The sequence below is a fragment of the Pigmentibacter ruber genome (assembly GCF_009792895.1).
GTDB classification, from domain to species: Bacteria; Bdellovibrionota_B; Oligoflexia; order Silvanigrellales; family Silvanigrellaceae; genus Silvanigrella; species Silvanigrella rubra.
In genome coordinates this window covers 349,362-376,305 of sequence record NZ_WSSC01000004.1, presented here as the reverse complement: position 1 = coordinate 376,305, position 26,944 = coordinate 349,362, and the positions used below count along the sequence as shown (strand labels likewise).

The following is a 26,944-nucleotide window of genomic DNA, read 5'->3' as shown; positions in this document are numbered from 1 at the left end:
TTTCCAAAGAATAAAATAATGCTTCAATATTATTTCAATTAAAGTAACTAAGCTCTACCCGCTCCAATACTTTTTGGGTCGAATGTTAAACGTAAAGCTTCTCCAATAAAATTTAAACTGGCAACAATTGAGAATAAGGCAAATGCAGGAAAAAAAGCTAGAAATGGATTTGTTGTTAAATAATCACGCGCTGAATTTAGCAAACCTCCCCAACTAACATGTGCTTGACTTACACCTAAGCCAAGAAAACTTAAACCCGCTTCAGCAATTATAACGCTTGCTAAAGAAAATGTAGCTTGTACTGCTAAAGGTGAAATTGTATTAGGAAAAATATGTTTAAACATAATTCTATTATTAGATGCTCCTAAAGACTTTGCGGCAACAACAAATTCTCTTTCTTTAAAAGAAAGAAATTGCCCTCTAACTACGCGAGCATAGCTGACCCAGCCAGTAATGCTTAAAGCAACAACTACATTAAGTAATCCACCGCCAAAAAAAGCCATTATAGCTATCGGGAGAACCATAGGTGGGAAAGCTAAAAGTATGTCAATAAATCTAGAAATTAATATATCTATTTTGCCACCAAAAAATCCAGCAATTGCTCCTAATGGAATTCCAACAAGTAAACTCATAGTAACGGTAAATATACTCACTATGAGTGAAGTTGATGCACCATTCATAATTAATAAACTTACACTTTGACCATTTCCATCAACTCCAAGCCAATATTTAATCGAAGGATCTTGTAATCTATCCTGTAAACTAATTGGAATATTTGCAAAAGTGGGAATTAAAATTGGAACAAGCGCAATTAAAATCCAAAAGAGAAGAATACAACCAGAAAAAATTGTAGTTTTATCTTTAGCAGCTATTTTAAAAAAGCGGAGTGTAATTTTTTTCATGTTAATCTTACCCTTGGATCAAAGACGCGATATAAGATATCTACCAAAAGGTTACAGGCAACATAAATAGTTGCCATAATAATTACACACCCAGAAACAATATTATATTCGCGTTGCTGAACAGCTTCAACGACTAAACTACCTAAACCAGGCCAGTTAAAAATTTGTTCCGTTATTACTGCTCCACTAAGTAAAACTCCAAGTTGCATTCCAAGAACTGTTAAAGTTGGTAAAAAAGCATTTCTTAAAGCATGTTTTGTAAGAACAATAAACTGAGATAATCCTTTACTTTTTGCAGTTCTGATATAGTCTTCCTGAAGTACATCAACAATACCGCTGCGAATCATTCTACTCGAAAAAGCTGCGAGCGAAGCGCCTAAAGTAACGGATGGCAGAACAAATGAACTTGGCCCTTCATTACCCATTAAAGGAAAGACATCAAATTTCACAGCAAAAATCCACATTAAAACGGGTCCAATAATAAAACTAGGAGCTGAAATTGCGAGCAGCGATAGGACAGCTGATGCTTTATCTGTAAACTTACCAGCGTTTGCTGCACTGATAATTCCAATTATAGTTGCTAAAAGTATAGAAAAAAGAAAAGCAACAGTAGCTAATTGAATAGTCTCCCAAAGACGAGGAAGGATAATTTCACTTACAGATGAATAATTAGCATAACTTTTTCCTAAATCTCCCTGACATAAGTTCACTAAGAAATTAAAATATTGTTTCCAAATTGGCTCATTAAAACCATATCGGGTGAGCCATTCCAATTTATCAACTTCAGACGCGTCAACTCCTAAAATGCTGTCGGCGGGGCTTCCGGGAATCATTCTTTGCAGAAAAAAAACGATAGTGGAAACTCCCCACAGAACGGCGAGTAATTGGAAAAAACGTTGAACTAATACTTTAGCCATTTTGTTCCTTTACTTTTTGGTAACATTCACTAAAGACCAGTATCTACCATCTGCATAAAGTCTAAATCCCTCAATATTTTTTGAAACAACAGCTACATTAAGACTATGCCATAAATAAATATAAGGAAGCTCTCCAGCTAATAAATTTTGTGCTTGATCATAAATAACTTTTCTTTTTTGATTGTTAACTTCTTCTTTGCCTTCTTGAAGGAGTTCATCAACTTGTGGATTAGAATAGGCTCCTCTATTTCCTCCTGCAGGCGGTACCATATTTGTAGCAAAAACAAAACGTAAGTGATCAGGATCTTTAAAACCAACCCATGGAGAAATCCAAACCTTGGCAATGCCTTTTTTTACTTGTTCAGCAAAAACACTATTTTCAAGCATTTCAACAGTAGGAGCAAATCCTACATCTTTCAAATTCGCTGCGATTGCTTTTGCAACTTCAACGATGGATTTATTGCTATTTGAAACTTTAATTGGAAACGCAAGTGGCTCTTGGATACTTGTTTCTTTTAATAATGTTTTGGCTCTTTGAGGGTTAAATGGAATTTCAGGAATAGAGTTATCGTAAAAATAGTTTGTTGGAGGAAACATACTATTTGCAAGTATCCCTTGCCCTTGCATTCTGAATTGTAAAATACTTTTTCTGTCAATTGCATATGCGATTGCTTGGCGTACTTTTAAATTACTAAAGATTGGATCTTTAAAGTTAAATGCTAAATAAGTTGTGGATAATTTGGGTGCACTAAGTACATTAAATGTGTCTTTTTTTGTATTTTCAATTAAAGTTATTTTGTCAGGATCTATTGCATTTTGTGCAATGTCTATATCTCCTCGAATTAAAGCTGCGTAACGAGTTCCACTGTCAGTAATAATTTTGAACACAACTTCTTTTATTTTAGGTTTGTCACCCAAATTGTAATGGTCGTTTTTTTCTAAAATCCATTCGGAACTAGAAGTTGACTTTAAAATAAAAGGGCCACTTTCATAACCTTTATTATCTACTTCGTTGGGAGCTGCATTCAAGGCTGCATCTTTTGGTAAAATTCCTACCACTAAATTATTTAGAAAAGAGACATCTGGAGAGTCTAATTCAATATGAATTTGATGTTCGGAAATGGCTTTGAATGAAGTCACACTGCTAAAAGCTGCTTTTCTTGGGCTTGGAGGAAAATTTCCTTGGGGAGCGATAATTTGATTATATGTTGCTTCAACATCATAAGCGGTGATTTCTTTTCCATTAGAAAATTTAATGCCCTTTTTTAGGTAAATATTCCATGATTTATTTGATAATGTTTTAATTTCATTGACTAATATGTATAATATTTGTCCTTGTTCATCAAAGCTAATTAATGGTAAAAATCTTATATTTTCAATATATTGACTATTCGCGTCAGATCCAATAATTCTTGGATCACCCGAAGTGATTTTTGAATCTAGTGCTACTGTCACAATGTCTTTAGGGTTTTTTGCTGATTGTGAGTTTTTACGGATGGTTGAGTAATAAACTATGAAAGCCACCAAGCATGCTGAAATAATTGTTATTATTATTCTTTTTGGTGTGTAGGTAAGAGTCATTTCAATCTTCTCCAAAAGCAAGCGTTCTAAAACCTTATCAATTAACACATTTTAAGATGGTAGGAAAAACGATGCAAACTTCAGACGATCAGTTTAAAAACGTGTTGACGCATGCTTAAGCTATTGCTACAAGCATGTGTTATGCTGTATTTTTAAAGGCAGTGTTTTTATTTTCCTTTTGCTCTTTTAAAGGATGCATTATGGCTCGTATTTCAGTTCAAGATTGTCTAGATCAAATTCCTAATCGCTTTGCAGTGGTTATGCTAGCTGCTCGTCGCATGCGCCAACTTCAAAAAGGTAGCGATCCCTTAGTTGAATGTAAAAATAAAGAAGCAGTTACTGCTTTGCGTGAAATAGCTGCAGGAAAAGTAGGAATTAAAAATGCTGAGATTGTTCCTGGTTTGCAATTACCAAACAAGGTTAAATAGCTCATCTCCTTATTTTATTTATGAGTTTATATTTCCCACTTTTTAGACTGGATTCTGTCATTTATACAGTTTCCAGTTTTTTATTTTGAGATAAAAGGAATTATAATTTATGGCTAAAGCGTGTCGATATTTTACCACTCCTATATATTATGCTAATGGAAACCCACATGCTGGCCATGTTTATGCAACTATACTCGCAAGTGTGTTGAAGGCTCATTATCAGCAAAGAGGTGAGCAAGTAAAATTTTTAACTGGTCTTGATGAGCATGGTGAAGCTGTACAAGATAAAGCAAAAGAGCTTGGAGTATCTCCACAAAAATTAGTAGATAATATGGCTCAGCTTTGGCAAGATGAGTTTAAAAAATTTGGCTTAAACAATGATATTTTTATTAGAACAACTGATAAAAACCATGTAAAAAATGTGAGTGATATATTAACTTATTGTTATAAAAAAGGTGACATATATTTTGGTGAACATGAGGGGTATTATTGTATTAAATGTGAAGGTTTTTTAAATAGCAATGAAAGAGACGAAAATAATAACTGTCTTGTTCATAAAAGACCTACAGAATTAAGAAAAGAAAAAAATTATTTTTTTAAGACATCAAAATATAAACAAAGTTTAAGAGAATTAATTTCACAAGGAAAAATAACTCAGCAAGAAAGATATATTAATGAATTACTTTCTATGCTTGATAGTTTAGAAGGTGATCTCAGTATATCTCGTCCAAAAACAAGATTAACTTGGGGTGTAGAATTACCTTTTGATAAGGAACATGTCGCCTATGTTTGGTTCGATGCTCTACCTAATTATGTTACAGGTATAGGTGGTTTAGAAGAATCAAGAACAAGTCCTTTTTGGAATAATGCTTATCATATATTAGGCAAAGATATTTTAAAATTTCATGGTATTTTTTGGCCAGCTATGTGCTTGTCTTTAGATATCCCGCTACCAAAATTACTTGTTACTGGTTGGTTGCTAAAAGATGGTCATAAAATGTCTAAAAGTCTAGGAAATGTTGTTACAGTGGAACAAATTTTACATTATGGTAGAGATATGTTTGTAAACTTTGTTTATCGTGCAACAAATCCTGGGGAAGATATTGATATATCATGGAAGTCATATTTTGAAAGATATAATTCTGATCTTGCCAATGGAATTGGTAATTTATTATCTCGTACTTTAACGATGATTGAAAAATATTTTTCTAAAGAAATTCCTAAATACTATGAAAGTAAATTGCTTTCCGAACAAAACGAAATAGTAGAAGCTTGTAAAAATGCTATCAATATAGTAACAAAAGCTTTTGATGAATTCAAATTATCAGATGCTTTAAATGAAATTTCTTTGCTTGTTTCTTTGGCGGATAAACATATAGCACAACAAAAACCTTGGGAAATAGCTAAAATTATTGATGATAATTCAAAAGTACAGTTGGCAAATATTTTAGCTACATGTGTTACTGTATTAAAAACTGTTGGATATTTAGCTTACAGCTTTTATCCTGAAAAAATGAAAGAATTGCTTGAAAGTGTGGGAGAAATTAATGTCCCAGTTTCAGAACACTTTAATAGAGCTAGCAATTGTTTGAATATTAAAGCAGGATTTATCTGTGAATCCATTCCTAAATTATTTAATAGGATAGATATTCAAGCTGAGTTAGCAATACTAGAGCCTAAAAGTAGTAATGAAAAAAATAAAGTAAAAAATTCTGAGACTAAAGTTATTGGAAAAGAAAAAATGAAAGAAGAAAAAGTAACACAGACAAATACTCAAGTTACGGAAACAATCCAAATTCAAGATTTTTCTAAAGTCCAAATGCGTGTTGGAACTGTTATAAGTGCTGAATGTGTTGAAGGTTCTGATAAATTATTAAAACTTTCTGTTTCATTAGGAGAATTGGGAGAACGCGTTATTTTTTCTGGAATACGTGAATGGATTAAGCCAGAAGAAGTAGTAAATCATAAAGTAATCATTGTCTGTAATCTAGCGCCGAGAAAAATGCGTTTTGGAACAAGCGAAGGAATGATGTTATCAACAGATACTTTAGATGGTAAAGTAAATCCTGTATTTCTACCTGAATATTTAAAAGAAGGTGCAATTTTAAGCTAAGAAATCAACAAGAATTTTTACATGGAGTGAATATGAGCTTTAATTATAAAGCAATTTTTGTAGATCTAGATGGTACTTTGTTGAATTCGCAAAAGAAAATTTCATCTAGAAATTTAAAATGTTTGAATGAGTTAATTTCCCAAGGTGTAAAAGTTATTGTTTCAACAGGAAGAACAATTAAGTCAGTAAAAGCAGTAACTGAAGGATTAAATTTATGTGAGCCAGTTATTACTTTAAATGGGAATGATATCAGGAAAAATATAGCTGATGATTATTCAATGTTACTTTCTTTTATAGATAATCATTTACGAGATGCGATTTTTAATATGCTACGGCAATATTTGAATCAAGGTGCGAATAATCCTATTCAAAATATCTTAGTTGATACTTCAAAAGGCTTTTATTGTTTGCATCCAAATTTATTAGATAGTAATGAATTTGCTTCACATTATGACACTGATGTTATGCAACTTGATTTAGATAATCCTCCAATGGATTCTGTTGTTAGTTTTTTAATTTTATTATCTCCTGATAGTGATAGAGAACTTTTTTTAGCTACACAAAGTAACTTTTTTCAAGAAAAATATAATGCAAAATTCTGTACTTTTAATGGTTGGCCATGGATAGAAATAGGCTCTCCTACCGTTAATAAAGGTACTGCTATGCATATTGTCTGCAATTATTTAGGAATAGATATTAAAGACGTGATCGCCTTTGGTGATGGTGAAAACGATGTTGAAATGTTACAACAAGCTGGACTCGGTGTTGCGATGGCAAATGCTGATAGTCATGCTTTAAAAATAGCGAAGGCGAAAGCGCTATCTAACGATGAAGATGGGGTTTCTGTTTTCTTAGAACGTCTTAAATTGGCTGGAAATATTTAAATATGGAATTATACAAAAAGCCTCCAACTATTATGGAGTTAGCTGATAAGTGGTGGACTGAAGAGCGACTTAAAAAAATACTAGGAGACAAAAAATATACGATTACTCCTAAATCTGCACCTCAATTGCTAAGGTTACTTGGTTTATTAAATGCAGATGCCTCTCTGTCTCCTGATAATCTCAAAAAATTTATTCAAATTAATCATATGTTTAATTTGTTAGAAACACATTTTACTGATCTTGTCAGTCGGCACAAAACTGTTCATATTCTTGATGTTGGCTGTGGAAAATCTTATTTAACATTTTTATTAGCTTGGTGTTTTAAAGAAAAATGGAAAGTACCAGCAAAAATTGTTGGAGTTGATACAAATCAAAAAATAATTAAAAGCTGTATAGAAAAGGCTGAAAAACTCGGATATAATGACTTTTTAAGTTTTGAATGCGCTTCAATGAATACTTATAATTGGCCTTATGAAAATAGACCAAATGCAGTTGTGGCATTACACGCTTGTGATACAGCTACTGATATGGCACTTGCATTTGCAATTAAAGAAAAGACAGATTTTATTGCTGTTGCGCCATGTTGCCAGGCTGAATTAGCCAGAAAGTGGAAAGAAATTGAAGGAGAGCATCCGTTAAACCCTGTTTTTCATACACCGCAAATTAGGCGCGAAACCGCAGCTCATTTAACGGATTCTTTACGCATGATCTTGACTAGAGCATCTGGCTATGAAGTAACGGCTACTGAATTTGTGCCTTCAACTCATACGCCTAAAAATCGTCTTTTAACATGCGTTCGGCGTGGTAATTATCTAGAGTCAGCAAAAAAAGAATACCTTTCTATGAAAGATTATCTTGGTGGAAAGTCCATCATGTTAGAAGATCTATTAAATAAAAATTAATTAGTTATTATTCTCGGAGAAATTTTTATGCGTATGTCTAAGTTAGTGGGAAGAACTATTAAAGAAACACCACGTGATAGTGAATTGCCTAGTCATAAATTTATGTTGCGTGGTGGTTTTATGCGTCAGTATTCTGCTGGAGTTTACGGAATACTTCCGCTTGGTATGCGCTCAATTGCAAAAATTGAAAAAATTTGTCGCGAAGAAATGAATGCTGTTGAAGGACAAGAAATAAGAATGCCTTGTTCAGCAACAAAAGAACTTTGGGAAGAAACTGGTCGATATCAAACTTTTGGTAAAGATATGATGAAATTTCATGATAGAAATGAAAAACCAATGGTTTTAAATCCTACGCATGAAGAGCCTGTTGTTTATTTAACTCGCACAGAAGTAACAAGTTATAGACAATTGCCAGTAATGTTATATCAAATTCAAACTAAATTCCGTGATGAGCCTCGTCCAAGAGGCGGACTTATCCGTTTACGTGAATTTACTATGAAAGATGCTTATAGTTTCCATACTTCTGAAGAAGATTTAAAAGAATATTATGATCAAGTATTTGCTGCCTATAATCGTTTTTTTAAACGAACAGGATGCAAAAATTTTGTGAGTGTTATGTCCGATAATGGACTTTTTGGTGGCCGCTATTCGCATGAATTTCAAATGCTAGTTCCTACAGGCGAAGATAAACTAATAACTTGTCCACATTGTAAGTATAGTGCAAACGAAGAAATATCTACTTCACCATTTGTCATTCGCTCAGAAGCTGAAAAAAGTCTTGAAAAAGTCCACACACCAAATGCAAAAACAATAGAATTATTAATCAAGCAATTAAATTGTTCAGCTGAGCAAACAGCTAAAGCTGTTATGTTTCAAACTTTAAAAGGCATTCCTGTTATTACTTTTGTTCGTGGTGATTTAGAAGTTATTGATAAAAAAGTGCGAACATTAGTTCAATCAGAAGTTATTCCTGCAACACCAGAAGCAATTGTAAAGGCTGGAGCTGTTGCTGGTAGTACGGGGCCAGTTGGATTAAATCTGCAGACTTGTTACGTTATAATAGATCATACTGTAGCAAAAGGAAACAATTTTGCCACTGGGGCAAACGAAAAAGATTTTCACTTTGTTAACTTTAATGTACAACGCGATTTTCTAGATAAATTAACTGATTCAGAAAAGAAAAAGGTTATTATTGGGGATATTGCAGCAGCACGTGAAGGCGATCCTTGTCCAGAATGCGGGAAAGAACTAAAAGAAACTCGCGGAATAGAAATTGGAAATATATTTCATCTTGGAACAAAGTATTCAAAAGATATGGAATGTACTTATCTAGATCATCAGGGGAAAAAGCAATACCCAATTATGGGTTGTTACGGTATAGGTATTACACGACTTCTTCCAGCTATAATTGAAGAAAGCCATGATGATAGAGGACCTATTTTACCGTTACCTATTGCTCCTTTTGAAGTGCATTTTTGTGTTCTAAATAAAAAGGAACAGGCTGTACAAGATATATCTGAAGAACTTTATAAAAAAATGATGGCGGCAAAAATTGATGTTTTAATTGATGATCGAGATGAAAAACCTGGATCTCAATTTGCTGATGCAGATCTATTTGGTATTCCATTTCGTGTTATTCTTTCTCCAAAAACATTGGCGGAAGGCTGTGTTGAATTAAAATATCGGGACAATAGAATGGAAGCTCGTAAAATTAAAACCGATGAAATAGTAAAAGTTTTAATGGATGAAATTAAAACTGAATATGCAAAGTATAATTCTGTTTAATTTATTAAATAGAATTATACTTATTTTTCTTTTTTAAACAAACCGAGACTTCATTCTCGCTCCTTTAGAAGCGAGTAATTTATATTTATCAAATTAACTATGATAAACTCTAGAAAATATTATAACATCATTCTTTATTTCAAGAACTTCGCACACCATTAATTTTTCTTCATTCTCAACATGTCGAATATATTCCATAAAAACTGTATTTTCATCCGCAACAATTTTTTTGGGCTCATATTTTAAAGTGGACAGTCTTTCAAATGCATCTTTCCACCACTCTCTTAATGAATTTTTTCCTTTTATAAGTCCATTTGTTTCAGGCATCCTGATTTTTAATTTTGGGCTATAATGTTCAGCATTTTCTGCGTAAAGTGAAAGAAGATTCTCTAGATTATGTTGATTAAAAGCTGCAAGCCATTTGAGCGCAATATTTTTATTTTTTTCAGAGCTCATGTTTTTACTCTTCCCCTAGTAATTAAGTTACATTTGATATTATTAATAAAAGATATTTTAGTAAAGGAAAAATTAAGTTTGGTAAATTTATATTACTAAATGTTAGAATGTTATTTGGTAAATGATGTTTCTTAAATTCAAAATCATTGCTTTTTTTAGCACATTAATATAATAATAGCCTGTTTTAGGTTTTTTATAAAATCTTTGGAGGTGGTTCATGAGTATAATGCCAGAAGATATTTTACCTAATGATATAAATGAATTAGAAATTGATGGGATTAAAGCAAGAAAAGGAACTGTTGCTGCGGTATTAGCAAATGCAAAAATACTTTCTTCTACTGCATCATCTGAAAGCGCTAAGGTAGGTGCAAAAGAAACTATTAAAAAATTAGCACCAATGTTGATTGCATTAGAGTTACATGAGCATTTAACTTGGAAAAACCCAGAAATTCAGCAGATTATCGATGAAATGTTGGAAGCTAACAATAAATTATAAATTTAATACAAGCACTGTATTTCCAGAAGTGAAGACGAAGTTGCTCAGAGAATAATTTTACTAGCAAATTGTGGTCAATAAAAAATGCATCTTATCCACAAGGAGCGTCATAGCTTCCTGTATACCATAAAGGTTTAAATGCGTCGCTATAAATTACTAAGTTCCCATCATTTTGCAATCTCAAAAAGCCAAAAGCCCCAGAAGTATTAGTTTGCCAATTAATTGGAGCACCAGTTGAGTTTAAAAGTTTCAAATTACTACCATAATCTATATAGAGCTGCGTTGCATAAGTGTTGTATGTATTTGAACTCCATATTACTTTTCCTGATCTATTTGTAATTACTAAATTTCCTTGATCTCTAAAACCTAAAGTAAAGCAAAGATTTGGTGATTGAAGAACTCTTCCAACAACAAGAGTTTCGCCTGGTTCTAAAATAGATTTTGCAGAAGCAACAAAAGGTAATGAAATTATCAAAGAAAACAACACTTTTTTTAGCATATATTATTCTTCCTTTTTTAGTTTATTCCTATAAATAATTGTATGAAAAAAAAAATTAGAACTCAACTTTTATAAATAAAAAAATTCTGACTAAATTTAGGATTAATAATCTGTTACTTAGTGTTACAACTGCTATCTTGGCATTTTTCAAAACATTTGCAGCCTAAAATAAATGTGACATAATTGTTTATAAAGTATGTTCCATCGCGCAAAAATTCATGACTATTTAAAATGCTCAAGTCTCTTTGTGCAAGTGCATTGTTATAATCCTTAATTATATACAATTTTCCATCTTTAAGAAAATTAACAACCTCTTCAGGGGTTAAAGAATTATATTTTTGCTTCCCCAAGCAGCCTTGATAGCACTTGTAGCAAAGGTTTTCTTTCATTCTTTTTGCAAAAGCTGGAAAAATATAAATTGATAAAAGAATAACGATAATTTTCTTCAAAAGCTGTTCCTTTTCTTTTTTTTTCGGAACTATAAAATTAAAAATTACCGTTTTTTATTAGGAAAAATTTTGCTATTTCAACATTTTAATTATTAAAATAGTATTTATCTTCTGTTCCATTTCTTAAAATCATAAACATAGGATTAATTGTTGATACGCCTAAAGATTTTTTTATGTTTATAATATTTAAAAGTATTTCTTCACGGGAGAAAAAATAAGATTTTTCAAAATAGTAATTATCAATGTCATTTACAATAATAGTATCAAGTTCTAACAATTGCAAACTAATAGTAGAAGTTAAATCTAACGAATGAATGCTACTCATTACTCTACTTGAGTTTTTTAGAAGGTCAAATTGGACTGTTTTTATGTTGCTATATGTTTTAAACATTGAAAAGTTAATAATTAACCAATCTATACTTGAAACGGTACCTTTGTAATATAGTTTATCAGGATAAGCTTTAAATTCAGAATACTCAACACGACTTTGAAAATTATAGATAAATTTTTCAATTATCAAATGTCCAATATTTGGAAACTTAATTGAAATTTTCTGTAACAAGTCATTAAAAATTTCAGAATTATTCCAATACCAGTTTAAATTTTCAAATTTACTGTCGTTAATCTTTAAAACTAATTTTTTAACATGATTTGTTTCATTTGCTAAAGAAATATCTAATATTTTTAGCCATTTTTTTAAATCTGCAATATTTCCCTTTATTGTTAATTCATCTTTGCTATTTAGATAGGTTAAATATGCTTCTACTTGAGTTTTTAAAGTCTTATTTGTACTTTTCAAGTTTATGATAGATTGAGGATCTAAATTTTTAGTTATCTCAGAAACAAGTTCTTGCGGGAGCTCACTTAAAAAATCTTTCTCATTTTCAGCAAATGCGTTAGGAGCTAGAAGTGATAAAATAATTAATAGAATGTGTGGTAATAGCATGGTCTTAAATCTTTCTTAATTTTTGCTGTATTTTTTTACTTCGCCATTTTGTAGAACAAACAGTGCATTGCTTTTAAAATTATCATTATTTAAAAAATATTTTTTAACATTTTCTTCAGTGTAGAAATGTATATTTTTTATATATTCTTCGTTACTATCATCAATTTGAATTATTTTAAGATTTGGCAAGAGTTTAATCATGTAGTGCGATAAGAAATCAATTTCACTATAATAATAGCCAGCGTTTTTATTTCGATTGAGCGTCATATTAACTTTATAAGTATTTTCATTATTTTTGATTGCAAAAAAATGCTTAAAGAAACTAGATATTCTTTCAAAACTTCCTACCAAGTATATTTCATTTCCTTTTGTTTCAATAGAGATAGATTCAAAAATATTATTATTAGTAGAATCATGAAATATCATAGTAAATTTATTTAAATTAGGAAAAGTATTAATGGCCAATAATAAAATACCCAAGGCTCTATTATCATAAAATCTTAAATCATCATATGAATCAAAGTAATCGATAATTAAATTATTTGTCTTTGTTAATTTTTCGGTCAAATTGTTATTAAGAAGAATTAAATATTCAAAAATTTCATTTTTTGTTCCGTTTATTTTAATTGTGCTTAATTTTTTGCTATATTCAATATATTCACTTATGCTTTCATGAAAAGAAGTACTTGTTTGTGATAAATTAATTAAAGAATTTGTATCTAAGTTTGAATATATATTTTCTTTTAAAGTTTGCGAAATGTTTTCAAGATTTTCATTATTTCTTGTAGCATAAGCATCATTTATATAAATTAAAAGTAGAAATATTATTTTAAAAAAATGTTTCATTGAAAATCCTTTTGCTTAAAAAGTTACTTCACTATAAAAGTAAACAGTATTTATATTTTTTTAATAAGTCAAATAAATTATAAATTACCTGATAAAATTTGTATTTAATTATTTTTATGCATGAATTTGTTTCGTTAATTTAATATTAGTTGTATTTTAAAAATATAATCTTAATTAACAAAAAAAATACAGATTACATTGGAATAACATCATTTTGATAAAAATATTCACTTAGTCTAGCCCATTATGAGTAATCCATATCTTTATGCAGATGGCGAAAATGAAAATCTTTGGTAGTAGACAAATGGATAAAAAAAAGGTAAATATTTTAAAAATGTTCTGCAAAGTATTCAATTCAAAATAAATATTATAATTTGTAATCTTTAGAAAAAATAGAGCATAAAAAATTTATTTAATATCAAAGGAGGAGTTATGAACTTTTTTAAAAAATTATTAATACTCAGTATCTTTCTTCAATGTCATTATTCATTTGCTGAAACTGTTAATGTTTATTGCTCAAACATAAGCTACAATTGGAAGTGGTTAAAAAATGGGAATAAAAAAGTAACTGTTGATGGTAGTTGGAAAGAAATGGTTTTTTTTCCTGCAGTTTTTATTGAATTTTTCGATATCAGAGGAGGTATCAATAAAATTGAAGAATTAACTCGAGAGTGTACCAGACAATATGGCGAAGCATACTATATTGCGCAACCAGCTAATAATTTTATGTCTGAATGGTATACTTTTGGGAGTAATGGATATCTGTTAAATGGTTTATTTATAATTCAATCACATAATGTAAGTTATGGCTATTCATTATATATGTTTAATACTGAGCTGCTGCAAAATTTTTATTCTAAATATTTATCATACGAGGAGATTGCAGAGAAAATTCAAAAATTGAGAATAGATCAATCTTACTTATAATCTCTCAATATATCTTTGGGGTTGAATTTATATTCTTTTAAACTTTTGTTATAAAATTTTGTATATTTTTTAAAATTAATTTTACTCCAATTATTTTTATCTAAATATTTATAATATTCATCAACCTCTTTTTTTCCAATCGGAGAAAAGAAATTGATTTTCATTTCATAATTAGGACTATTTATGTCAATTCCTTTAAGATAATCGTAGATAACCGCTAACGCACATGCACCATTGATAAAATGCCCACCCAATGAAGTAGAAATTGTTCCTTTTTTTATTTCTTGCAATGATTCCTTTGACCAGTTAAGTCCACCTATATATATATTTTTTCCGGGTAACTTTTGTTGATTATACACAGCTTTTAAAGCTCCTAATGCTATAGGATCGTTTGCTGCCCAAATAAAATCAATATCTTTATATCTCTCAAACATGTAATTCGTCTTTTGATAGGCAATATCTCTATCCCATTCAGCAGCTATTAGTTGAAGAAGTTGAATACTTTTGTTTTCATTTAAAAATTTATATAAACCTTTTTCTCTTTCAAGAGAGGTTTTTGTTTCTTTATCTCCATTAATAGCAAGAAGTTTAAGAACTTTTTTTGCTTTTAATTCTTCAGGAATGCTTTTATACATTTCATTCATGATTTGATAACCAGCAGGAACGTTATCTGCTACAATTGTTCCAATCCAATTTTTATATAAACTTCTTGGATGCTTTATTACCTTTTTTTGATCATCTGTTAAATCAACATGGACTAAAAAAACTTTTATATTGCTATTACTTAATATTTTAAGCATTTGTGGAGCTGAATTTTTCTCATTTACAATTAAAACAAAATCTGGTTTATTTTCTTCATTAGAAATTTTATAAGCAAGATCTACCATGTTTTCTCTATCTCGTTCTGCATAAAGAACTTCGTATTCAAATCCAAGGTCTAGAGCTGCGGCTCTGGTAAATTCTGCCGCTGTTACCCAAAAATCTTCATTAGATTTACCAGGCACTAAAAATGTGATTTTAATAGCAAATGCTGAACAAAAGAAGAATATACCAGTGAGATATGCTAAATATTTAATATTCATATATTTTCCTTTAATTAAGGAACAAAATAAATTGTAAATTATTTTTTTACATTAATAAAATTAAATATTTGACATATGTATCTGCTATTATAGTGATATTTTTTTTATACTATAGAATCTAGAATTTTTGACGGAATTTAATTCAAGCGATATTTCAAAAATTCTATTTGGGCGTTGGCAGCCAGTGACATTAAAAAATGAATTATATTCGTCTACTTCAACATTATAAGGCCATTCAAAAATACAAATTGAATTATTTTGTGAAAATTCATTTTCTAGCCCTAGAAAAATTAATTCTTTTCCAGTTTTTATTCGATATAGATCCAAATGAATAACTTTTTTTATTTTATTTTTTGAATTATCTAGCTGAAAAACATTTAATATTGAAAAAGTTGGGCTAGATCCTTTTTCATTAGAATTCCAGAATTCTAATAGTTTTTTTACGAAAGTAGTTTTACCAGTGCCAAGATCTCCATCAAGAAAAATCCAGTCTCCTGCTTGGAGAAATTGATTTATTTCTTTGGCTATAAAATCTAAATTTTCTAAATTTACTAAAAAGTTAAATGCTTCATTTTTATTTGACATATTATCAAAAAAATTTTTTAAATCTTTTTTGAAATTTTGTTCCATTATTTTTTAAAGTTCCCCATATTTTATCATGATTTCCCAGATGATTTGCCCTGTTTTAAAAGCTGAATCTTTGGCTGGAGAAGTTTCTAACGCTGCTTTGCGTTCTTCTAATGAATTAAAAGTGGAATCAATTAGTTGAATAGCAGATTCGTTTTGGAAGGTATTTTCGTCAATTGATTGAGCCCAGCCTTTATTCATAAAAATTCTTGCATTTATAATTTGATCCCCTCTACTAGCATGCAAGCCTAAGGGAATTAAAATCATAGGGACTTTTGCAGCAGCTAATTCAAAAATACTACTTGCCCCAGCTCTACAAATAGCGAGATCGGCTGCACTATATGCAAACTTCATTCCATCAGTGAGAAACTCAAGTTGGCGATAATACTCTAGACCAGGTAATTCTTGTCTGTTACCTTTACCTACAATATGTATAATATTATAATTCTTGTGTAAATCTGGAATAATTGCAAACATTTTTTGATTCAAACTTTGTGCACCTAAACTACCACCAAAAATTAATATGGTTTTTCTATTATTTGGTAGTGAAAAAAAGTTTAGCCCTTCTTCTTTTGTAGCAGAAAATAAAGATTCACGAATAGGTAAACCTATTTCTAATACTTTACTTTGAAAAAATGGATGAAATTTTTTAATTGTTTCTGGAAACGAGACAAGTGCTTTATTACAAAAAGGAATGGTTAATTTTGTAGCTAGTGCAGGTGTCGCATCACTTTCATGAATAATTATTGGAATCCCTCTTAACCACGCAGCCCAAACCACAGGAGCGGAAACAAAGCCCCCCTTTGAAAAAACTATAGAAGCTTTTACTTTTCCAAGAAAGAAAAAGGCTTGTAAAATTCCAAGAAGTATTAAAAATGGGTCTGAGAAGTTTTTAAGACTGAAATATCTTCTAAGTTTACCAGTTGAAATAGAGTAATATTGCCAATTTGGTTTATTTGTAGTGACTAGATCTTTTTCCATTCCTGTTTGTGAACCAATATAATAAACATTTATTTTTTTATCATTGGTCGCTTTATATAAGGGAGAGTTTACAGCTTCAAATAATGCAAAATGAGGCCAAACATGTCCTGCTGTACCACCGCCAGTTAAAACTATATTATAAGTTTTATCAGATTCTTTGTGAGCCATTCTTAAAGCCATTTCTGTTTAATGATTATAAATGATTAGGACTATCCCATGTAAAGTGATACTTTTTATCTTCAAGTATCCCCGCAGCTTCAGTTACAAATAAAGGTTCAAATGTGTCAACCATTATTGCAAGTTCTTGCGTATATTTTGCGCCAATGCTTTGTTCATATCGTTCAGGGTGAGGACCATGTGGAATTCCAGAGGGATGAAAACTAATAGAATAATTAGAAATTCCTTTTCTACTGGTAAAATCACCACTGACATAAAAAATAACTTCATCGCAATCTAAGCTAGAGTGCGGCCATGGACAAGGTATTGCTTTAGGATGATAATCAAGCATTCTAGGGACAAAATTCATAACATAAAATTTATTTGCACTAAAAACAGTATGTACTGTTGGAGGTAAATGGACAGAACTTGTTTTTGGTTGATAATTATAAACAGAGAATGAAAATGGCCAATACCATCCATCCCAACCAACAACTTTATATGGAAAATCTGTATAATCATGACGAGTAAGACTATTATCCTTTTTAATAATAAATGAATAATTTTCATTTTCTTTTAAAGATAGAAGCCTTATTGGTGCATTAAAATCTCGATGGTTGTATGGTGAATCAAGTTTTATCTGTCCATTTGGAAGTTTGAATTCTTGTGGAACTCCAAATTTATTTTTTCCTTCAATTATAAGTGCGTTTGTTTTTACTAATGGTAAAAATCGAAAAGGTATTGCTTTAGGGATAAATAAGTAATCACCTTTTTTATAATCAAATTCTCCCATTATGGTTTGTAAAACGCCCTCACCCTCTGAAATAAAATACAATTCATCAGCGTCAGCATTTGAAAAGAAATGCTCATCATTTTTTGATAGAGTTGCAATTCCAACTGAACAACTTTCATTAATAAGTAAAGTAGCTCTTGCTTCTAACAAGTTTCCTTCTTTTTTTAGAAGAGGAGTTTGAAAATGTCTTCTTTTTAATTCAGAAGAGTTTAATTTATTGCAATTAGGAAAAAAAGGATTCTCTGTTTTATAAATTTCAGATTTAACTTCGTGCGTTGGAGCTCTTTTTTGATATAATATAGAATAATGATCGCTAAATCCTTCACGGGTAATGACATGTTCTATGAGCATATTGCCGTCAAGTTCACAGATAGTATGTTGTTTTGCTGAAACAAAACCAAGCTTTCTATAATCAATCATTGATTCTCTCCTTTTATAAGGTGACAAATTTATTCAAGGTAATTTATAACATCTTATTGGAATATGGGGCAAGCTTTTGTTTGCCTTTTGGAAACACTTATTATACCTTTGTATTGTTTTGTGTCTTAATTTTAGAAAGTTGGCTTTTATGAAAAAAAAATTGCTAATTATTGCTGATAAATTGGAAAAAGTAAATTTAAAATCGGATTCTAGTATTGCTTTAGCAGAAGCCGCCATTACTAAAAATTGGGAAGTTTTTTGGTGTGAAGATAAAAATATTCATTTTTTAAATGAAGAAATTTATTTAAATCAATTAAATGAAATTAAGGAAATAAATGTAAATAAAGTAAATTATGAACAAAGGAAACAATCATTAGTTTCTTTTTCATTTTTTGATTATTGTTTTATAAGAAAAGATCCTCCATTTAATGAAGAATACAAAGATCTCTGCTGGATTTTAGCAACTCAAACTAAAGTTAAAATTATTAATCCAGCTGAAGCTCTTCTTGCTTATCATGAAAAAGCTTTGCATTGGAAGGCTTTAAGTAGTGGGGTTATAAATAAAAATAACGTAATTTCAACATGTTTATCAGAAGATATTTTTATTATTGAAAATTATATAAAAGAAAATGAAAATTTATTTATTGAAGGAATAGTTTGTAAACCCTGGCTAGGACATGGGGGAGAAGATGTTCAATTATTTTCTAATTTAGATCATCTCATTAACTTTTTAGCAAAGCATTCAACTCATAATATTTTAAAACAAAAATATCTTGTACAGCCCTATTTAAAAGAAATCCATTCAGAAGGAGACAGGAGAGTAATCATTGCCGATGGAGTTATTATTGGTGATTTTGTTAGAATTCCAGAGAAGGGTAAAATTGCGTCAAACCTTGCACAGGGTGGTACTGCTATTCTTCGAGATATGTCAAATGAACAAATAAAGATATGTGAATCAATTGCTTTATTTTTAAAAAAGATGAATATAGTTTTTGCTGGATTAGATTTAATAGGCAATAAAATTGGGGAAATTAATATAACTTCTCCAACAGGTTTAAGAACAGTTGAAAGTTTAACAGGAAAAAAAATAAATAATATTGCATTTGATTTAATGGTGAGAAATTAATGAGTAAACTAAATATTAGTATAATTTTTTCTCTATTTATAGTCTTATCTTCATGTGTTTCAATGAAAAAAAAACATGAACTTGTACCAGTTTTAAATGATGATCAAATATTAAAAGTATCACAAATTATTCAAAATCGATGTTTTGTTGGAAAAAATCCACAATTCTTAGCAGATTTTAATACAGAGAGTCTTCGCCTTCCACCAATTGAAATTGAAGGAATATGGGAAAAGAATTTTTCGTTATTAAAATCCAGTGTGATTGGTCCATTAGGCACTGAATTTTTTTCATTTCAATTAGATGGAACTGATATTTCTTATTCAGCGGATAAAAACATTTCTATCTCTAATGACTATTTTGAACAATTTTCGTTGCTCTTTTCTAAGCTAGGTGCCGAAGGGATTAGAAGTTTTATGTGTGGAGAATATGCATTTAAAACACAAAGAAAAAATGATGGTTTATATATTGTAAAAGAAAAAGTTAGAAAAGAATATAGCGAAAATATTCAAACTAATATTGATAAAGAAGTAAATAACTTTGAACAAAACAAGTATTTTTCTATTTCAAATATAGATGTTTCTGGAAAAAATATAGAAGTTCAAAGTTATGTTTCAGTAACAGCTAAAGATAATGGTTATGCTGTGGCAATTGATAGTAAATTTTATTATGGATTTTTCTCCCATGATACCCAAATTGAAGTAAAATGGGTTGGTTATGTAGCACAAAATATATTGAAACCTACTTCTGTGGTGTTTAGATCAAAAAATCAAACATTTTCTATTTATTTTTCTGAGTTTCAATAACTGTTTTTTTATTAGTAAGTATTTCTATTGATTTTTCTTTTTGTTTATCTTGTTTATTTTCTTTCTCTATTTCTTTTTTCTTATTATTAAAATTTTCTAGCATTGATTCTAAAGTACTAAATGCTATATCAAATTCTTTATCAGAAAGTGAGTAAACTTTTGTAACAAGTTTTTGAAAATTGGAAAATTTTTTTTGGGCAATTCCTGCACTCTCAGCTCTTGCGGCTTGATCATTCATGTGTCTTTCTAAATCAGTTTCATTTATTACATTTTTTTTGTCTGCCATAGAAACTCCGAAAGTAAGTATTTGCTATTTCGGATGGACTTCTTAAAAATGAAATTGGTCATATCTTTGGCTTGTGATGAAAAATTTACAAACAAGAATTGTTTTTTATAAGCAATAATAATTGTGATTAGGTTGAGTATAAATAAGGTTTTTTTGATGAATATACAATTTGATTTACCAATCCATTATATTCCCGAAATAGATATTCTTTTTTACTTATTACCAAAAGTTGGTGTTGCACTTGTTATTGGAACTTTAGTTGGCGCTGAAAGAGAATATAGAGGTAAATTAGCCGGTATAAAAACAAATGCATTAATTTGTGCAGCATCAGCAATATTTACTGCTGTTTCTTTAATGATGTCTGATTATGGTTCGCCCAATTCTATTCCTTCAGCAGATGTTACAAGAATAGTTGCTCAAATTGTATCCGGTATTGGATTTATAGGAGCAGGTGCTATATTTAAGTCTTCTAGCAAGGTTCAGGGTTTAACAACTGCAGCGGTTATCTGGACAGTTTCAGCTTTAGGTATATTAGTTGGATATGGCATATTTCTATCAACAATAGTGATAACAATATCATTAATTCTATTTTTGTCTTTTATCGCATATGTAGAAAAAAAATTTTTTAGAAACAGAGGATCGCATCATTCTGATCACCACCCAGGCAATAGTACTATGGATTAATTTAAGTTTTTATTTTATAATTTTTTAAAAATAATATTTATTTTTGAAATAAATGAGCTTTAAATTTATGTTTTGGATTAATTAAATATTCTTGAGCTTTAATTAAAACTAGTTCTTTTGATTTTTCTTCAAAAGTCTTTTCAATAATACTGTAAACTCTTGAAACTGTATCTTCTAATGCCTTTGTAATATCTTTCTGATGATTGATATAAAAGTATGTAAATAAAGCCGCTGTAATGTCACCTGTTCCATTTAAACTAATATTAATATATGGTGTTGTAACTATACTGACTGATTTTTTGTTTACAGCAACCATATTAATCTTTTTATTTTCTTCTCCTTCTAAGACAAGACTTGTAATTAATACGACTTCTGGCCCTTTTTGCATGATATCCTTTGCAGCTTTAACAGCTTCTTCTAAAGAAGTTATTTTTTGACCGCTCAAAAATTCTAATTCAAAATGATTAGGTGTAATTATTGTAGCATATTTAATCATTGTTTCTTTAAAAAACTCAGGTATTCCTTCTTTTACAAAAAAACCTCTGCCTATATCGCCCATTACAGGATCGCAACAGTATATGGAATCAGGATTTAAACTTCTTAGTTCTTCGATAGCTTCAATCATGACATTACCAAGTTCTTTTGAGCCCATATAACCACTTAATAAAGCTTTACATCTATGTAGGATTCCTCTTTCTTTAATCCCTAAAAACACATCTCTAACGGCTGCAATGTCAAAAACTCTACCTCCCCATTGCCCATATCCAGTGTGATTGGAAAAAAGCACAGTATGTATAGGCCAGACATCGACACCTAAGCGTTGTAATGGGAAGGTAACAGCGCTGTTTCCAACATGGCCATAGCTTACACAGGATTGGATTGATAAAATTGATTGTATCATGGTTAAATAACTCCGAAGAAAATTTCCTTTGAACATTTTGGTTTCAAAGTTTTCCCATGGTACAATGGGAAATAAAAAATTATACTTTGCCTCTTGATATATATGTCATTTCAGGCAACTATAACAACAGTTTTATTTAACCTTCATTTGAGAGGATGTTTATGTCAAAAAGAAAAGTTGCAACAGTTTCTACATCTGCTTTAACTGTTGAGGTTTCTTCAAGATTCGATCAGTTACCAAAAAAATTAACTAAAGAAGTTATAGCAGCTTTTCTTGATGCCATAGAAGATCATGTTGCTGCAGGCAAAAAAGTACGTATAGATAAATTAGGAATTCTTCAAGTTAAGGATAGAGCTGCTAGGAAAGGTCGGAATCCTCAAACTGGTGAAGAAATTAAAATTCCAGCATCAAAGAAAGTAAGCTTCAGAGTTGCATCTTCTCTTAAAGAAAAAGTTGGTGTGAAAAGAAAATCAGCTAAGAAAAAAAGATAGTAATTCAAAATTTTCTTGTATTTCCTACCATTGCTGATTAGATAGAACTTATTTTTCCCTTCCTAAAAAATGCTTTTCCAGTGGCTATTTTAGGAAGGAAGTATTTTGCATGCAAAGTAATATGTTTTTTGCAAGTAGCTTTTTAAAATAGATTGTTTTATCCTTTATATAGCATAATTATTTAAAATTAATAAACGGTTTTAAATATTGAGGAAGACAATTTATGCGATTAAATTTTCTAAAAAATATAATATTTTTATTTCTTTGCCTTGTGCTTGGATTATCTTCACAAGTAGAAGCTCAAATTCCAGAAAATAAAAGTACAAAAAATGTTTTATTTATTGGATATGATTTTAAAAATGGAGGAATATCAAAAGTTTTTCGCTCTTTTGAAGAAGCTGTTGATTTATTAAAATGGAATGTAAAAAAGAAAGATGCTGATGGTGATGTAAAACAATTTTTGAACTTATTTCGAGAAGGTATTTTAGAAAAGCCCAATGCTATAGTAATAGCGGGACATCAAATTGATAGTGAAGAGAAATTACTTATTGAAGCAAAAAAAAACAATATTAAATTAATTGGATGGCATGCGAATGAAGTAATTGGGTTTGATAAAAATAAACTGATTTATAATATAACAACTGATCCAAAAGATGTTATTAATTTAGCTATTGAGCAAGTTTATAAAACAAAATTAAAAAATGTAGGAATTGTAGTTTTTACTGATAATCAATTTAAAATAGCACGATATAAAACAGAACTTATCCAGCATGAAATAAAAAAATGTAAATTCTGTCATATTTTAAAAATTGTGGATTTACCAATAGCAAGTGTAGAGAATTTAATGCGTACAGAAATTAATAAATTAAACGATGAATTTAAGAACAAATGGACGCATTCGATTGCAATAAATGATATTTATTTTGATATAGAGAATCCTAGAAACGATATTATTTCTATAGCTGCTGGAGATGGTTCTTTAAAAGCAATCAGAAGAATAAAGAAAGGTTCTACTCAACAATATGCCACTATTGCAGAGCCTATTTATGCGCAAGGTTGGCAAATCGCGAATGAGTTATATCTTCAATTTAAATTACAAAAAGATGTAAAAGTTATTTTAGAACCTATTCTTTTGGATCGTTTCTTTTTGAAAAACATTCAAGAGACCCAGATAGAACCGGCTGCATCTATCCGAGAAAAGTACAAACAAGTATGGGGTATAACCCAGAGTCAAAAGTAACAAACTAGTATATCATTGCATAGAGATATTCTTTTTCTAAATTCTGCCGAAATGGAAAAAGAGGTGTTTTATGTCAAAAACCAAATTTAAAGCGAAAAATAGCGTGCATCGTGCTCGTGGGGTGCAGTCTTCGTATGTTGAAGATACTGTGCATAGAGCACTTAATTTTGCACAAGTTTGTTTTGAAGACGAAGGAATGGACAGTGAAACAGCTTATAGAGAAGCAAATAAGGTCGTTTTTGGTTTTGCCAATGATTTTATAAATGGAAATACTATAGCACAATGGTTAGCGCATGGCGGTGATGAAAGAAAAGCATACGATGCTATTAAGGATTACATAGTTGAAGCCAAGAAAATTGTTGTTATTCAACAAGAAATCAAAACTGTCACTGCCAGAGTTTTTAAAGGTGGAGGCTAAGAGTCTTGAGTAGCAATATTGCCTAGACTTAATAAACTCCTTCATGTAAAAGGCTCAAGTTGTTGAGTCTTTTTTTATTTCTAAAACAATAGTGATAAGGAACATGAAATGTCAAATTCTGTCAAAGGTGTGCCTATAGAACATGAGTTTGTAATGCCTGCTGAGTGGAGTTTACATGCTGCTACTTGGACTTGTTGGCCTTTCGATGATGAAATGTGGTTTGGATTTTTAAATAATGTTCGAGATGAATTTGCTGAACTTATTAAAACAATTTCAAAATTTGAACCTGTGCATTTAATAGTCAGGGATAAAGAAGCAAAAGAAAGCGCAATACGCAAAATTAATAATTTAAGTAACATAACAATGCATGAAATTCCTCTAGATGACGTTTGGTTTAGAGATAATGGCCCAATTTTTATTAAAAATTCTAATTTTGTTTCTTTTGTAAATTGGGAATTTAATTCTTGGGGACAAAAATTCAATTGGCAATTAGATAATTTAGTACCTTTGCAGTTAGCTAATTTTCTAAATTTAAACTTCTTTCAAACAGAAATTGTAATGGAAGGAGGTTCTTTGGATGTTAATGGTAAGGGAACTGCATTAACAACTAGGCAGTGTTTATTAAGTAAAATGCGGAATCCAAATCTAACAGAAAAAGATATCGAAACTTATTTAAAGAATTATTTAGGTATTGATAAATTAATTTGGCTAGAAAATGGTTTAGAGGGTGATCATACAGATGGACACATTGATACCATAGTGCGTTTTGTAGATGAAAATACCATAGTATATTCTATTACAGATGATAAATCTGATCCAAATTATGATACAATGATGCATAATTTTGAAATTTTGCAGAAATCAACAGATAAAAATGGGAATCATTTTAATTTAATTCCTTTAGTTTTGCCAAAAAACAGAATGGAAATAGATGGAAAACGGTTACCTTGTACCTATGCTAATTTTTATATTGGAAATGAATTTGTTGTAGTGCCAACATACCAGGATCCAAATGATTCAATTGCATTAAAAACATTAGAAAAATTATTTCCAAATAGAAAAGTAATTGGCCTAAGTTCAAAAAATATTATTAAAGGTGGCGGTTCATTTCATTGTGTAACACAACAACAGCCTTCAGGAAAACTTTGGAGATAATAAATGTCTAGTAAAGCTGTTAAATTAGCTATTGTACAAATGAAAATGTCAAATAATTTAGAAGAAAATCTTAATAAAGTAACAAAGTTTATAAAGGAAGCAGTAAAAAATAATGCAAAAATAATTTTGTTACCTGAGTTATTTGAAAACCTTTATTTTTGTCAAGAACAATATGATCATTTATTTTCTTTAGCTTCTCCTGTTGAAAAACATCCTTTTCTCAGTCATTTTCAGTCTATTGCAAAAGAATACAATGTTGTTTTACCAATCAGTTTTTTTGAAAAAGCAGGTCAGGCTTACTTTAATAGCCTTGCAATGATCGATGCCGACGGAGAAATATTAGGAATATATCGCAAGACTCATATTCCTGACGGACCTTGCTATCAAGAAAAATATTATTTTAATCCAGGCGATACTGGCTTTAAAGTTTGGGATACGCAGTATGGAAAAATAGGTGTAGGAATTTGTTGGGATCAGTGGTTTCCTGAATCAGCTCGAATTATGACTCTGATGGGAGCGGATCTTCTTCTTTATCCTACTGCAATTGGCAGTGAACCACCTGAAGCGCATGCCATAGATACGAAAGATATGTGGCAGAGAGCAATGATAGGGCATGCTGTTTGTAATTCAGTTTACTTAGCAGCACCAAATAGAGTTGGGACAGAAAAAAATATGACTTTTTATGGTAGCTCGTTTATCTGCGATTACATGGGAAATAAATTAACTGAAGCTGATAGAAATTCTGAAACTATTCTTTATGCAGAGTTAAACTTTGGGGAAGCATCTACTTTTAGAGCAGGAATGGGGTTTTTTAGAGATAGAAGACCAGATAAATACAATGCTATTTTAAGCTTAGATGGTTTTTAAATCGTTTTTATAATTTAAAACTACCCCTAACGCACTAAGTACTGCATTAGGTACTCTTAAAATATTATTACCAAGAGAAACAGGAATGGCTTGCACTTTGTTTGTTAATATACTTCTTTCACTATCTGAAAAACTAGCTTCTGGACCAATTATTATATAAATATTGTGCATATTATTCTGAAAATTTTCATTTAATTTAGATAATATTGAATTTGTTATTTTACCTTCATACACATGGGATTCATCGCAGAATAAAATTAAGTTTTCTTTGTTCTTTTTAAGTTCTAATTTTTCTACAACAGAGGTTAAATTTTCATATGCAAATAGTTCTGCTGAATAACTACTTTTACTAATTCTTACTGCCTCATCACTTACAATTTTAAGTTTTTCTAATTTAATTGGTGCTTTAGTGGCAGATTTGTCTGCTTTGAAAATATGAATTTCATTTACACCCAATTCAGAAGCACTTGAAACAACTTCTTCTAAAGTTGCAGGTTTGGGATATGCTAATATTAATGCAACTTTTGGTTTTGAAATTTCTTCTACTATTATCTCAACTATTTTAATAACAACTTCTTTTTTAGAGGATTTTTCAACAACTCCTTTTGCTTTAATGCCTTTACAATTTGTAACTTCTACTGCATCTGCTTCAGCTATTCGCAACACATGAAAAGCATAATGATGTTCATTTTCCTTTAATGATATAGTTTTTGAATTCAAATTTAATTCATGACTAATAAATGTCCATAACTGTTTTTGAATGCTCATGGTTTACCTGTATTT

At 30.2% G+C, this 26,944-nt stretch carries 30 protein-coding genes; 15 read left to right on the top strand and 15 right to left on the bottom strand.

Features of this window, described 5'->3' with window-relative positions; genetic code table 11:
* Positions 1 to 47: 47 nt before the first annotated feature.
* The 3 genes from GOY08_RS13180 to GOY08_RS13170 are packed head-to-tail and all read right to left on the bottom strand — an operon-like array spanning position 48 to position 3,400.
* Entirely contained in the window at positions 48 to 902 is an 855-nt protein-coding gene (locus GOY08_RS13180) for an ABC transporter permease (protein WP_158999382.1), read from the bottom strand.
* On the bottom strand, positions 899 to 1,819 hold the full coding sequence (locus tag GOY08_RS13175; RefSeq protein ID WP_158999381.1) for an ABC transporter permease: 921 nt from the start codon (positions 1,817 to 1,819) through the stop codon (positions 899 to 901). Before GOY08_RS13175 ends, GOY08_RS13180 begins: the two co-directional genes overlap by 4 nt.
* Before the next feature lie 9 nt (positions 1,820 to 1,828).
* Complete coding sequence (locus GOY08_RS13170) at positions 1,829 to 3,400, bottom strand: ABC transporter substrate-binding protein (protein WP_158999380.1); 1,572 nt, start codon at positions 3,398 to 3,400, stop codon at positions 1,829 to 1,831.
* 200 nt (positions 3,401 to 3,600) lie between these two features.
* Here GOY08_RS13170 and rpoZ point away from each other — a divergent pair, with 200 nt between their 5' ends.
* From rpoZ to GOY08_RS13145, 5 genes are all read left to right on the top strand, one after another.
* Positions 3,601 to 3,828: a DNA-directed RNA polymerase subunit omega gene (rpoZ, locus tag GOY08_RS13165; RefSeq protein ID WP_158999379.1), complete on the top strand. Its 228-nt coding sequence runs from the start codon at positions 3,601 to 3,603 to the stop codon at positions 3,826 to 3,828.
* A 109-nt stretch (positions 3,829 to 3,937) separates the two neighbouring features.
* Entirely contained in the window at positions 3,938 to 5,941 is a 2,004-nt protein-coding gene (gene metG / locus GOY08_RS13160) for a methionine--tRNA ligase (RefSeq protein ID WP_158999378.1), read from the top strand.
* 32 nt (positions 5,942 to 5,973) lie between these two features.
* Complete coding sequence (locus GOY08_RS13155) at positions 5,974 to 6,825, top strand: Cof-type HAD-IIB family hydrolase (protein WP_158999377.1); 852 nt, start codon at positions 5,974 to 5,976, stop codon at positions 6,823 to 6,825.
* A gap of 2 nt (positions 6,826 to 6,827) precedes the next feature.
* Entirely contained in the window at positions 6,828 to 7,727 is a 900-nt protein-coding gene (locus GOY08_RS13150) for a class I SAM-dependent methyltransferase (protein ID WP_158999376.1), read from the top strand.
* A gap of 27 nt (positions 7,728 to 7,754) precedes the next feature.
* The gene (locus GOY08_RS13145; protein WP_158999375.1) at positions 7,755 to 9,512 is read left to right on the top strand and encodes a proline--tRNA ligase; all 1,758 of its coding nucleotides are present in this window, start codon (positions 7,755 to 7,757) and stop codon (positions 9,510 to 9,512) included.
* Positions 9,513 to 9,605: 93 nt separating this feature from the next.
* Here GOY08_RS13145 and GOY08_RS13140 read toward each other — a convergent pair whose 3' ends face one another.
* Complete coding sequence (locus GOY08_RS13140) at positions 9,606 to 9,968, bottom strand: nuclear transport factor 2 family protein (protein ID WP_158999374.1); 363 nt, start codon at positions 9,966 to 9,968, stop codon at positions 9,606 to 9,608.
* 217 nt (positions 9,969 to 10,185) lie between these two features.
* Between GOY08_RS13140 and GOY08_RS13135 the strand changes: the two genes are divergently transcribed.
* On the top strand, positions 10,186 to 10,464 hold the full coding sequence (locus GOY08_RS13135) for a hypothetical protein (RefSeq protein WP_158999373.1): 279 nt from the start codon (positions 10,186 to 10,188) through the stop codon (positions 10,462 to 10,464).
* Between the two features lie 91 nt (positions 10,465 to 10,555).
* Here GOY08_RS13135 and GOY08_RS13130 read toward each other — a convergent pair whose 3' ends face one another.
* The 4 genes from GOY08_RS13130 to GOY08_RS13115 form a co-directional block, all read right to left on the bottom strand.
* The gene (locus tag GOY08_RS13130; RefSeq protein WP_158999372.1) at positions 10,556 to 10,963 is read right to left on the bottom strand and encodes a lectin; all 408 of its coding nucleotides are present in this window, start codon (positions 10,961 to 10,963) and stop codon (positions 10,556 to 10,558) included.
* A gap of 113 nt (positions 10,964 to 11,076) precedes the next feature.
* Positions 11,077 to 11,412 (bottom strand): hypothetical protein, encoded by a 336-nt coding sequence (locus tag GOY08_RS13125; RefSeq protein ID WP_158999371.1) that lies wholly within the window; start codon positions 11,410 to 11,412, stop codon positions 11,077 to 11,079.
* A gap of 85 nt (positions 11,413 to 11,497) precedes the next feature.
* Positions 11,498 to 12,358: an F-box protein gene (locus GOY08_RS13120; RefSeq protein ID WP_158999370.1), complete on the bottom strand. Its 861-nt coding sequence runs from the start codon at positions 12,356 to 12,358 to the stop codon at positions 11,498 to 11,500.
* Between the two features lie 15 nt (positions 12,359 to 12,373).
* Positions 12,374 to 13,204 carry an F-box protein gene (locus tag GOY08_RS13115; RefSeq protein ID WP_158999369.1) on the bottom strand — a complete coding sequence of 277 codons (831 nt, stop codon included), beginning with the start codon at positions 13,202 to 13,204 and terminating at the stop codon, positions 12,374 to 12,376.
* Positions 13,205 to 13,636: 432 nt separating this feature from the next.
* On the opposite strand from GOY08_RS13115, the gene GOY08_RS13110 reads away from it, so the two are divergent.
* Complete coding sequence (locus GOY08_RS13110; RefSeq protein ID WP_158999368.1) at positions 13,637 to 14,131, top strand: hypothetical protein; 495 nt, start codon at positions 13,637 to 13,639, stop codon at positions 14,129 to 14,131.
* Here GOY08_RS13110 and GOY08_RS13105 read toward each other — a convergent pair.
* The 4 genes from GOY08_RS13105 to GOY08_RS13090 form a co-directional block, all read right to left on the bottom strand.
* Positions 14,122 to 15,213 carry an ABC transporter substrate-binding protein gene (locus GOY08_RS13105; RefSeq protein ID WP_158999367.1) on the bottom strand — a complete coding sequence of 364 codons (1,092 nt, stop codon included), beginning with the start codon at positions 15,211 to 15,213 and terminating at the stop codon, positions 14,122 to 14,124. The two genes, GOY08_RS13110 and GOY08_RS13105, sit on opposite strands and share 10 nt — an antisense overlap.
* A gap of 87 nt (positions 15,214 to 15,300) precedes the next feature.
* Positions 15,301 to 15,843 (bottom strand): tRNA (adenosine(37)-N6)-threonylcarbamoyltransferase complex ATPase subunit type 1 TsaE, encoded by a 543-nt coding sequence (gene tsaE, locus GOY08_RS13100; RefSeq protein ID WP_158999366.1) that lies wholly within the window; start codon positions 15,841 to 15,843, stop codon positions 15,301 to 15,303.
* 6 nt (positions 15,844 to 15,849) lie between these two features.
* Positions 15,850 to 16,989, bottom strand: a complete 1,140-nt coding sequence (locus GOY08_RS13095; protein WP_158999365.1) for a UDP-N-acetylglucosamine--N-acetylmuramyl-(pentapeptide) pyrophosphoryl-undecaprenol N-acetylglucosamine transferase — start codon at positions 16,987 to 16,989, stop codon at positions 15,850 to 15,852.
* A 25-nt stretch (positions 16,990 to 17,014) separates the two neighbouring features.
* Positions 17,015 to 18,190 (bottom strand): homogentisate 1,2-dioxygenase, encoded by a 1,176-nt coding sequence (locus tag GOY08_RS13090; RefSeq protein ID WP_158999364.1) that lies wholly within the window; start codon positions 18,188 to 18,190, stop codon positions 17,015 to 17,017.
* Between the two features lie 148 nt (positions 18,191 to 18,338).
* On the opposite strand from GOY08_RS13090, the gene GOY08_RS13085 reads away from it, so the two are divergent.
* Complete coding sequence (locus GOY08_RS13085) at positions 18,339 to 19,316, top strand: ATP-grasp domain-containing protein (protein WP_158999363.1); 978 nt, start codon at positions 18,339 to 18,341, stop codon at positions 19,314 to 19,316.
* Between the two features lie 62 nt (positions 19,317 to 19,378).
* The gene (locus GOY08_RS13080) at positions 19,379 to 20,119 is read left to right on the top strand and encodes a hypothetical protein (protein ID WP_158999362.1); all 741 of its coding nucleotides are present in this window, start codon (positions 19,379 to 19,381) and stop codon (positions 20,117 to 20,119) included.
* Here GOY08_RS13080 and GOY08_RS13075 read toward each other — a convergent pair.
* A complete protein-coding gene (locus GOY08_RS13075) occupies positions 20,094 to 20,405 on the bottom strand; it encodes a hypothetical protein (protein ID WP_158999361.1) in 312 nt (103 codons plus the stop codon). The two genes, GOY08_RS13080 and GOY08_RS13075, sit on opposite strands and share 26 nt — an antisense overlap.
* 156 nt (positions 20,406 to 20,561) lie before the next feature.
* Here GOY08_RS13075 and GOY08_RS13070 point away from each other — a divergent pair, with 156 nt between their 5' ends.
* Positions 20,562 to 21,089 carry an MgtC/SapB family protein gene (locus GOY08_RS13070; RefSeq protein WP_158999360.1) on the top strand — a complete coding sequence of 176 codons (528 nt, stop codon included), beginning with the start codon at positions 20,562 to 20,564 and terminating at the stop codon, positions 21,087 to 21,089.
* Positions 21,090 to 21,126: 37 nt separating this feature from the next.
* On the opposite strand, the gene pdxY is transcribed toward GOY08_RS13070, so the two are convergent.
* Complete coding sequence (gene pdxY, locus GOY08_RS13065) at positions 21,127 to 21,990, bottom strand: pyridoxal kinase PdxY (protein WP_158999359.1); 864 nt, start codon at positions 21,988 to 21,990, stop codon at positions 21,127 to 21,129.
* Between the two features lie 161 nt (positions 21,991 to 22,151).
* Between pdxY and GOY08_RS13060 the strand changes: the two genes are divergently transcribed.
* The 5 genes from GOY08_RS13060 (at position 22,152) to aguB (ending at position 26,161) form a co-directional block, all read left to right on the top strand.
* Positions 22,152 to 22,481 carry an HU family DNA-binding protein gene (locus GOY08_RS13060; protein ID WP_202914064.1) on the top strand — a complete coding sequence of 110 codons (330 nt, stop codon included), beginning with the start codon at positions 22,152 to 22,154 and terminating at the stop codon, positions 22,479 to 22,481.
* Between the two features lie 223 nt (positions 22,482 to 22,704).
* Complete coding sequence (locus GOY08_RS13055; protein WP_158999357.1) at positions 22,705 to 23,721, top strand: type 1 periplasmic-binding domain-containing protein; 1,017 nt, start codon at positions 22,705 to 22,707, stop codon at positions 23,719 to 23,721.
* A gap of 70 nt (positions 23,722 to 23,791) precedes the next feature.
* Positions 23,792 to 24,139, top strand: a complete 348-nt coding sequence (locus GOY08_RS13050) for a hypothetical protein (RefSeq protein ID WP_158999356.1) — start codon at positions 23,792 to 23,794, stop codon at positions 24,137 to 24,139.
* Between the two features lie 108 nt (positions 24,140 to 24,247).
* Complete coding sequence (locus tag GOY08_RS13045) at positions 24,248 to 25,294, top strand: agmatine deiminase family protein (protein ID WP_202914063.1); 1,047 nt, start codon at positions 24,248 to 24,250, stop codon at positions 25,292 to 25,294.
* A gap of 3 nt (positions 25,295 to 25,297) precedes the next feature.
* Positions 25,298 to 26,161, top strand: a complete 864-nt coding sequence (gene aguB, locus GOY08_RS13040) for an N-carbamoylputrescine amidase (protein ID WP_158999355.1) — start codon at positions 25,298 to 25,300, stop codon at positions 26,159 to 26,161.
* Here the strand turns inward: aguB and GOY08_RS13035 are convergent.
* Complete coding sequence (locus GOY08_RS13035) at positions 26,147 to 26,929, bottom strand: RsmE family RNA methyltransferase (RefSeq protein ID WP_158999354.1); 783 nt, start codon at positions 26,927 to 26,929, stop codon at positions 26,147 to 26,149. The genes aguB and GOY08_RS13035 overlap by 15 nt on opposite strands.
* Positions 26,930 to 26,944: the final 15 nt, after the last annotated feature.

Coding starts and splice junctions, on each gene's coding strand:
- GOY08_RS13180 (WP_158999382.1), bottom strand. CDS start 902: ATGAAAAAAATTACACTCCGCTTTTTTAAAATAGCTGCTAAAGATAAA.
- GOY08_RS13175 (WP_158999381.1), bottom strand. CDS start 1,819: ATGGCTAAAGTATTAGTTCAACGTTTTTTCCAATTACTCGCCGTTCTG.
- GOY08_RS13170 (WP_158999380.1), bottom strand. CDS start 3,400: ATGACTCTTACCTACACACCAAAAAGAATAATAATAACAATTATTTCA.
- rpoZ (WP_158999379.1), top strand. CDS start 3,601: ATGGCTCGTATTTCAGTTCAAGATTGTCTAGATCAAATTCCTAATCGC.
- metG (WP_158999378.1), top strand. CDS start 3,938: ATGGCTAAAGCGTGTCGATATTTTACCACTCCTATATATTATGCTAAT.
- GOY08_RS13155 (WP_158999377.1), top strand. CDS start 5,974: ATGAGCTTTAATTATAAAGCAATTTTTGTAGATCTAGATGGTACTTTG.
- GOY08_RS13150 (WP_158999376.1), top strand. CDS start 6,828: ATGGAATTATACAAAAAGCCTCCAACTATTATGGAGTTAGCTGATAAG.
- GOY08_RS13145 (WP_158999375.1), top strand. CDS start 7,755: ATGCGTATGTCTAAGTTAGTGGGAAGAACTATTAAAGAAACACCACGT.
- GOY08_RS13140 (WP_158999374.1), bottom strand. CDS start 9,968: ATGAGCTCTGAAAAAAATAAAAATATTGCGCTCAAATGGCTTGCAGCT.
- GOY08_RS13135 (WP_158999373.1), top strand. CDS start 10,186: ATGAGTATAATGCCAGAAGATATTTTACCTAATGATATAAATGAATTA.
- GOY08_RS13130 (WP_158999372.1), bottom strand. CDS start 10,963: ATGCTAAAAAAAGTGTTGTTTTCTTTGATAATTTCATTACCTTTTGTT.
- GOY08_RS13120 (WP_158999370.1), bottom strand. CDS start 12,358: ATGCTATTACCACACATTCTATTAATTATTTTATCACTTCTAGCTCCT.
- GOY08_RS13115 (WP_158999369.1), bottom strand. CDS start 13,204: ATGAAACATTTTTTTAAAATAATATTTCTACTTTTAATTTATATAAAT.
- GOY08_RS13110 (WP_158999368.1), top strand. CDS start 13,637: ATGAACTTTTTTAAAAAATTATTAATACTCAGTATCTTTCTTCAATGT.
- GOY08_RS13105 (WP_158999367.1), bottom strand. CDS start 15,213: ATGAATATTAAATATTTAGCATATCTCACTGGTATATTCTTCTTTTGT.
- tsaE (WP_158999366.1), bottom strand. CDS start 15,843: ATGGAACAAAATTTCAAAAAAGATTTAAAAAATTTTTTTGATAATATG.
- GOY08_RS13095 (WP_158999365.1), bottom strand. CDS start 16,989: ATGGCTCACAAAGAATCTGATAAAACTTATAATATAGTTTTAACTGGC.
- GOY08_RS13090 (WP_158999364.1), bottom strand. CDS start 18,190: ATGATTGATTATAGAAAGCTTGGTTTTGTTTCAGCAAAACAACATACT.
- GOY08_RS13085 (WP_158999363.1), top strand. CDS start 18,339: ATGAAAAAAAAATTGCTAATTATTGCTGATAAATTGGAAAAAGTAAAT.
- GOY08_RS13080 (WP_158999362.1), top strand. CDS start 19,379: ATGAAAAAAAAACATGAACTTGTACCAGTTTTAAATGATGATCAAATA.
- GOY08_RS13075 (WP_158999361.1), bottom strand. CDS start 20,405: ATGGCAGACAAAAAAAATGTAATAAATGAAACTGATTTAGAAAGACAC.
- GOY08_RS13070 (WP_158999360.1), top strand. CDS start 20,562: ATGAATATACAATTTGATTTACCAATCCATTATATTCCCGAAATAGAT.
- pdxY (WP_158999359.1), bottom strand. CDS start 21,990: ATGATACAATCAATTTTATCAATCCAATCCTGTGTAAGCTATGGCCAT.
- GOY08_RS13060 (WP_202914064.1), top strand. CDS start 22,152: ATGTCAAAAAGAAAAGTTGCAACAGTTTCTACATCTGCTTTAACTGTT.
- GOY08_RS13055 (WP_158999357.1), top strand. CDS start 22,705: ATGCGATTAAATTTTCTAAAAAATATAATATTTTTATTTCTTTGCCTT.
- GOY08_RS13050 (WP_158999356.1), top strand. CDS start 23,792: ATGTCAAAAACCAAATTTAAAGCGAAAAATAGCGTGCATCGTGCTCGT.
- GOY08_RS13045 (WP_202914063.1), top strand. CDS start 24,248: ATGTCAAATTCTGTCAAAGGTGTGCCTATAGAACATGAGTTTGTAATG.
- aguB (WP_158999355.1), top strand. CDS start 25,298: ATGTCTAGTAAAGCTGTTAAATTAGCTATTGTACAAATGAAAATGTCA.
- GOY08_RS13035 (WP_158999354.1), bottom strand. CDS start 26,929: ATGAGCATTCAAAAACAGTTATGGACATTTATTAGTCATGAATTAAAT.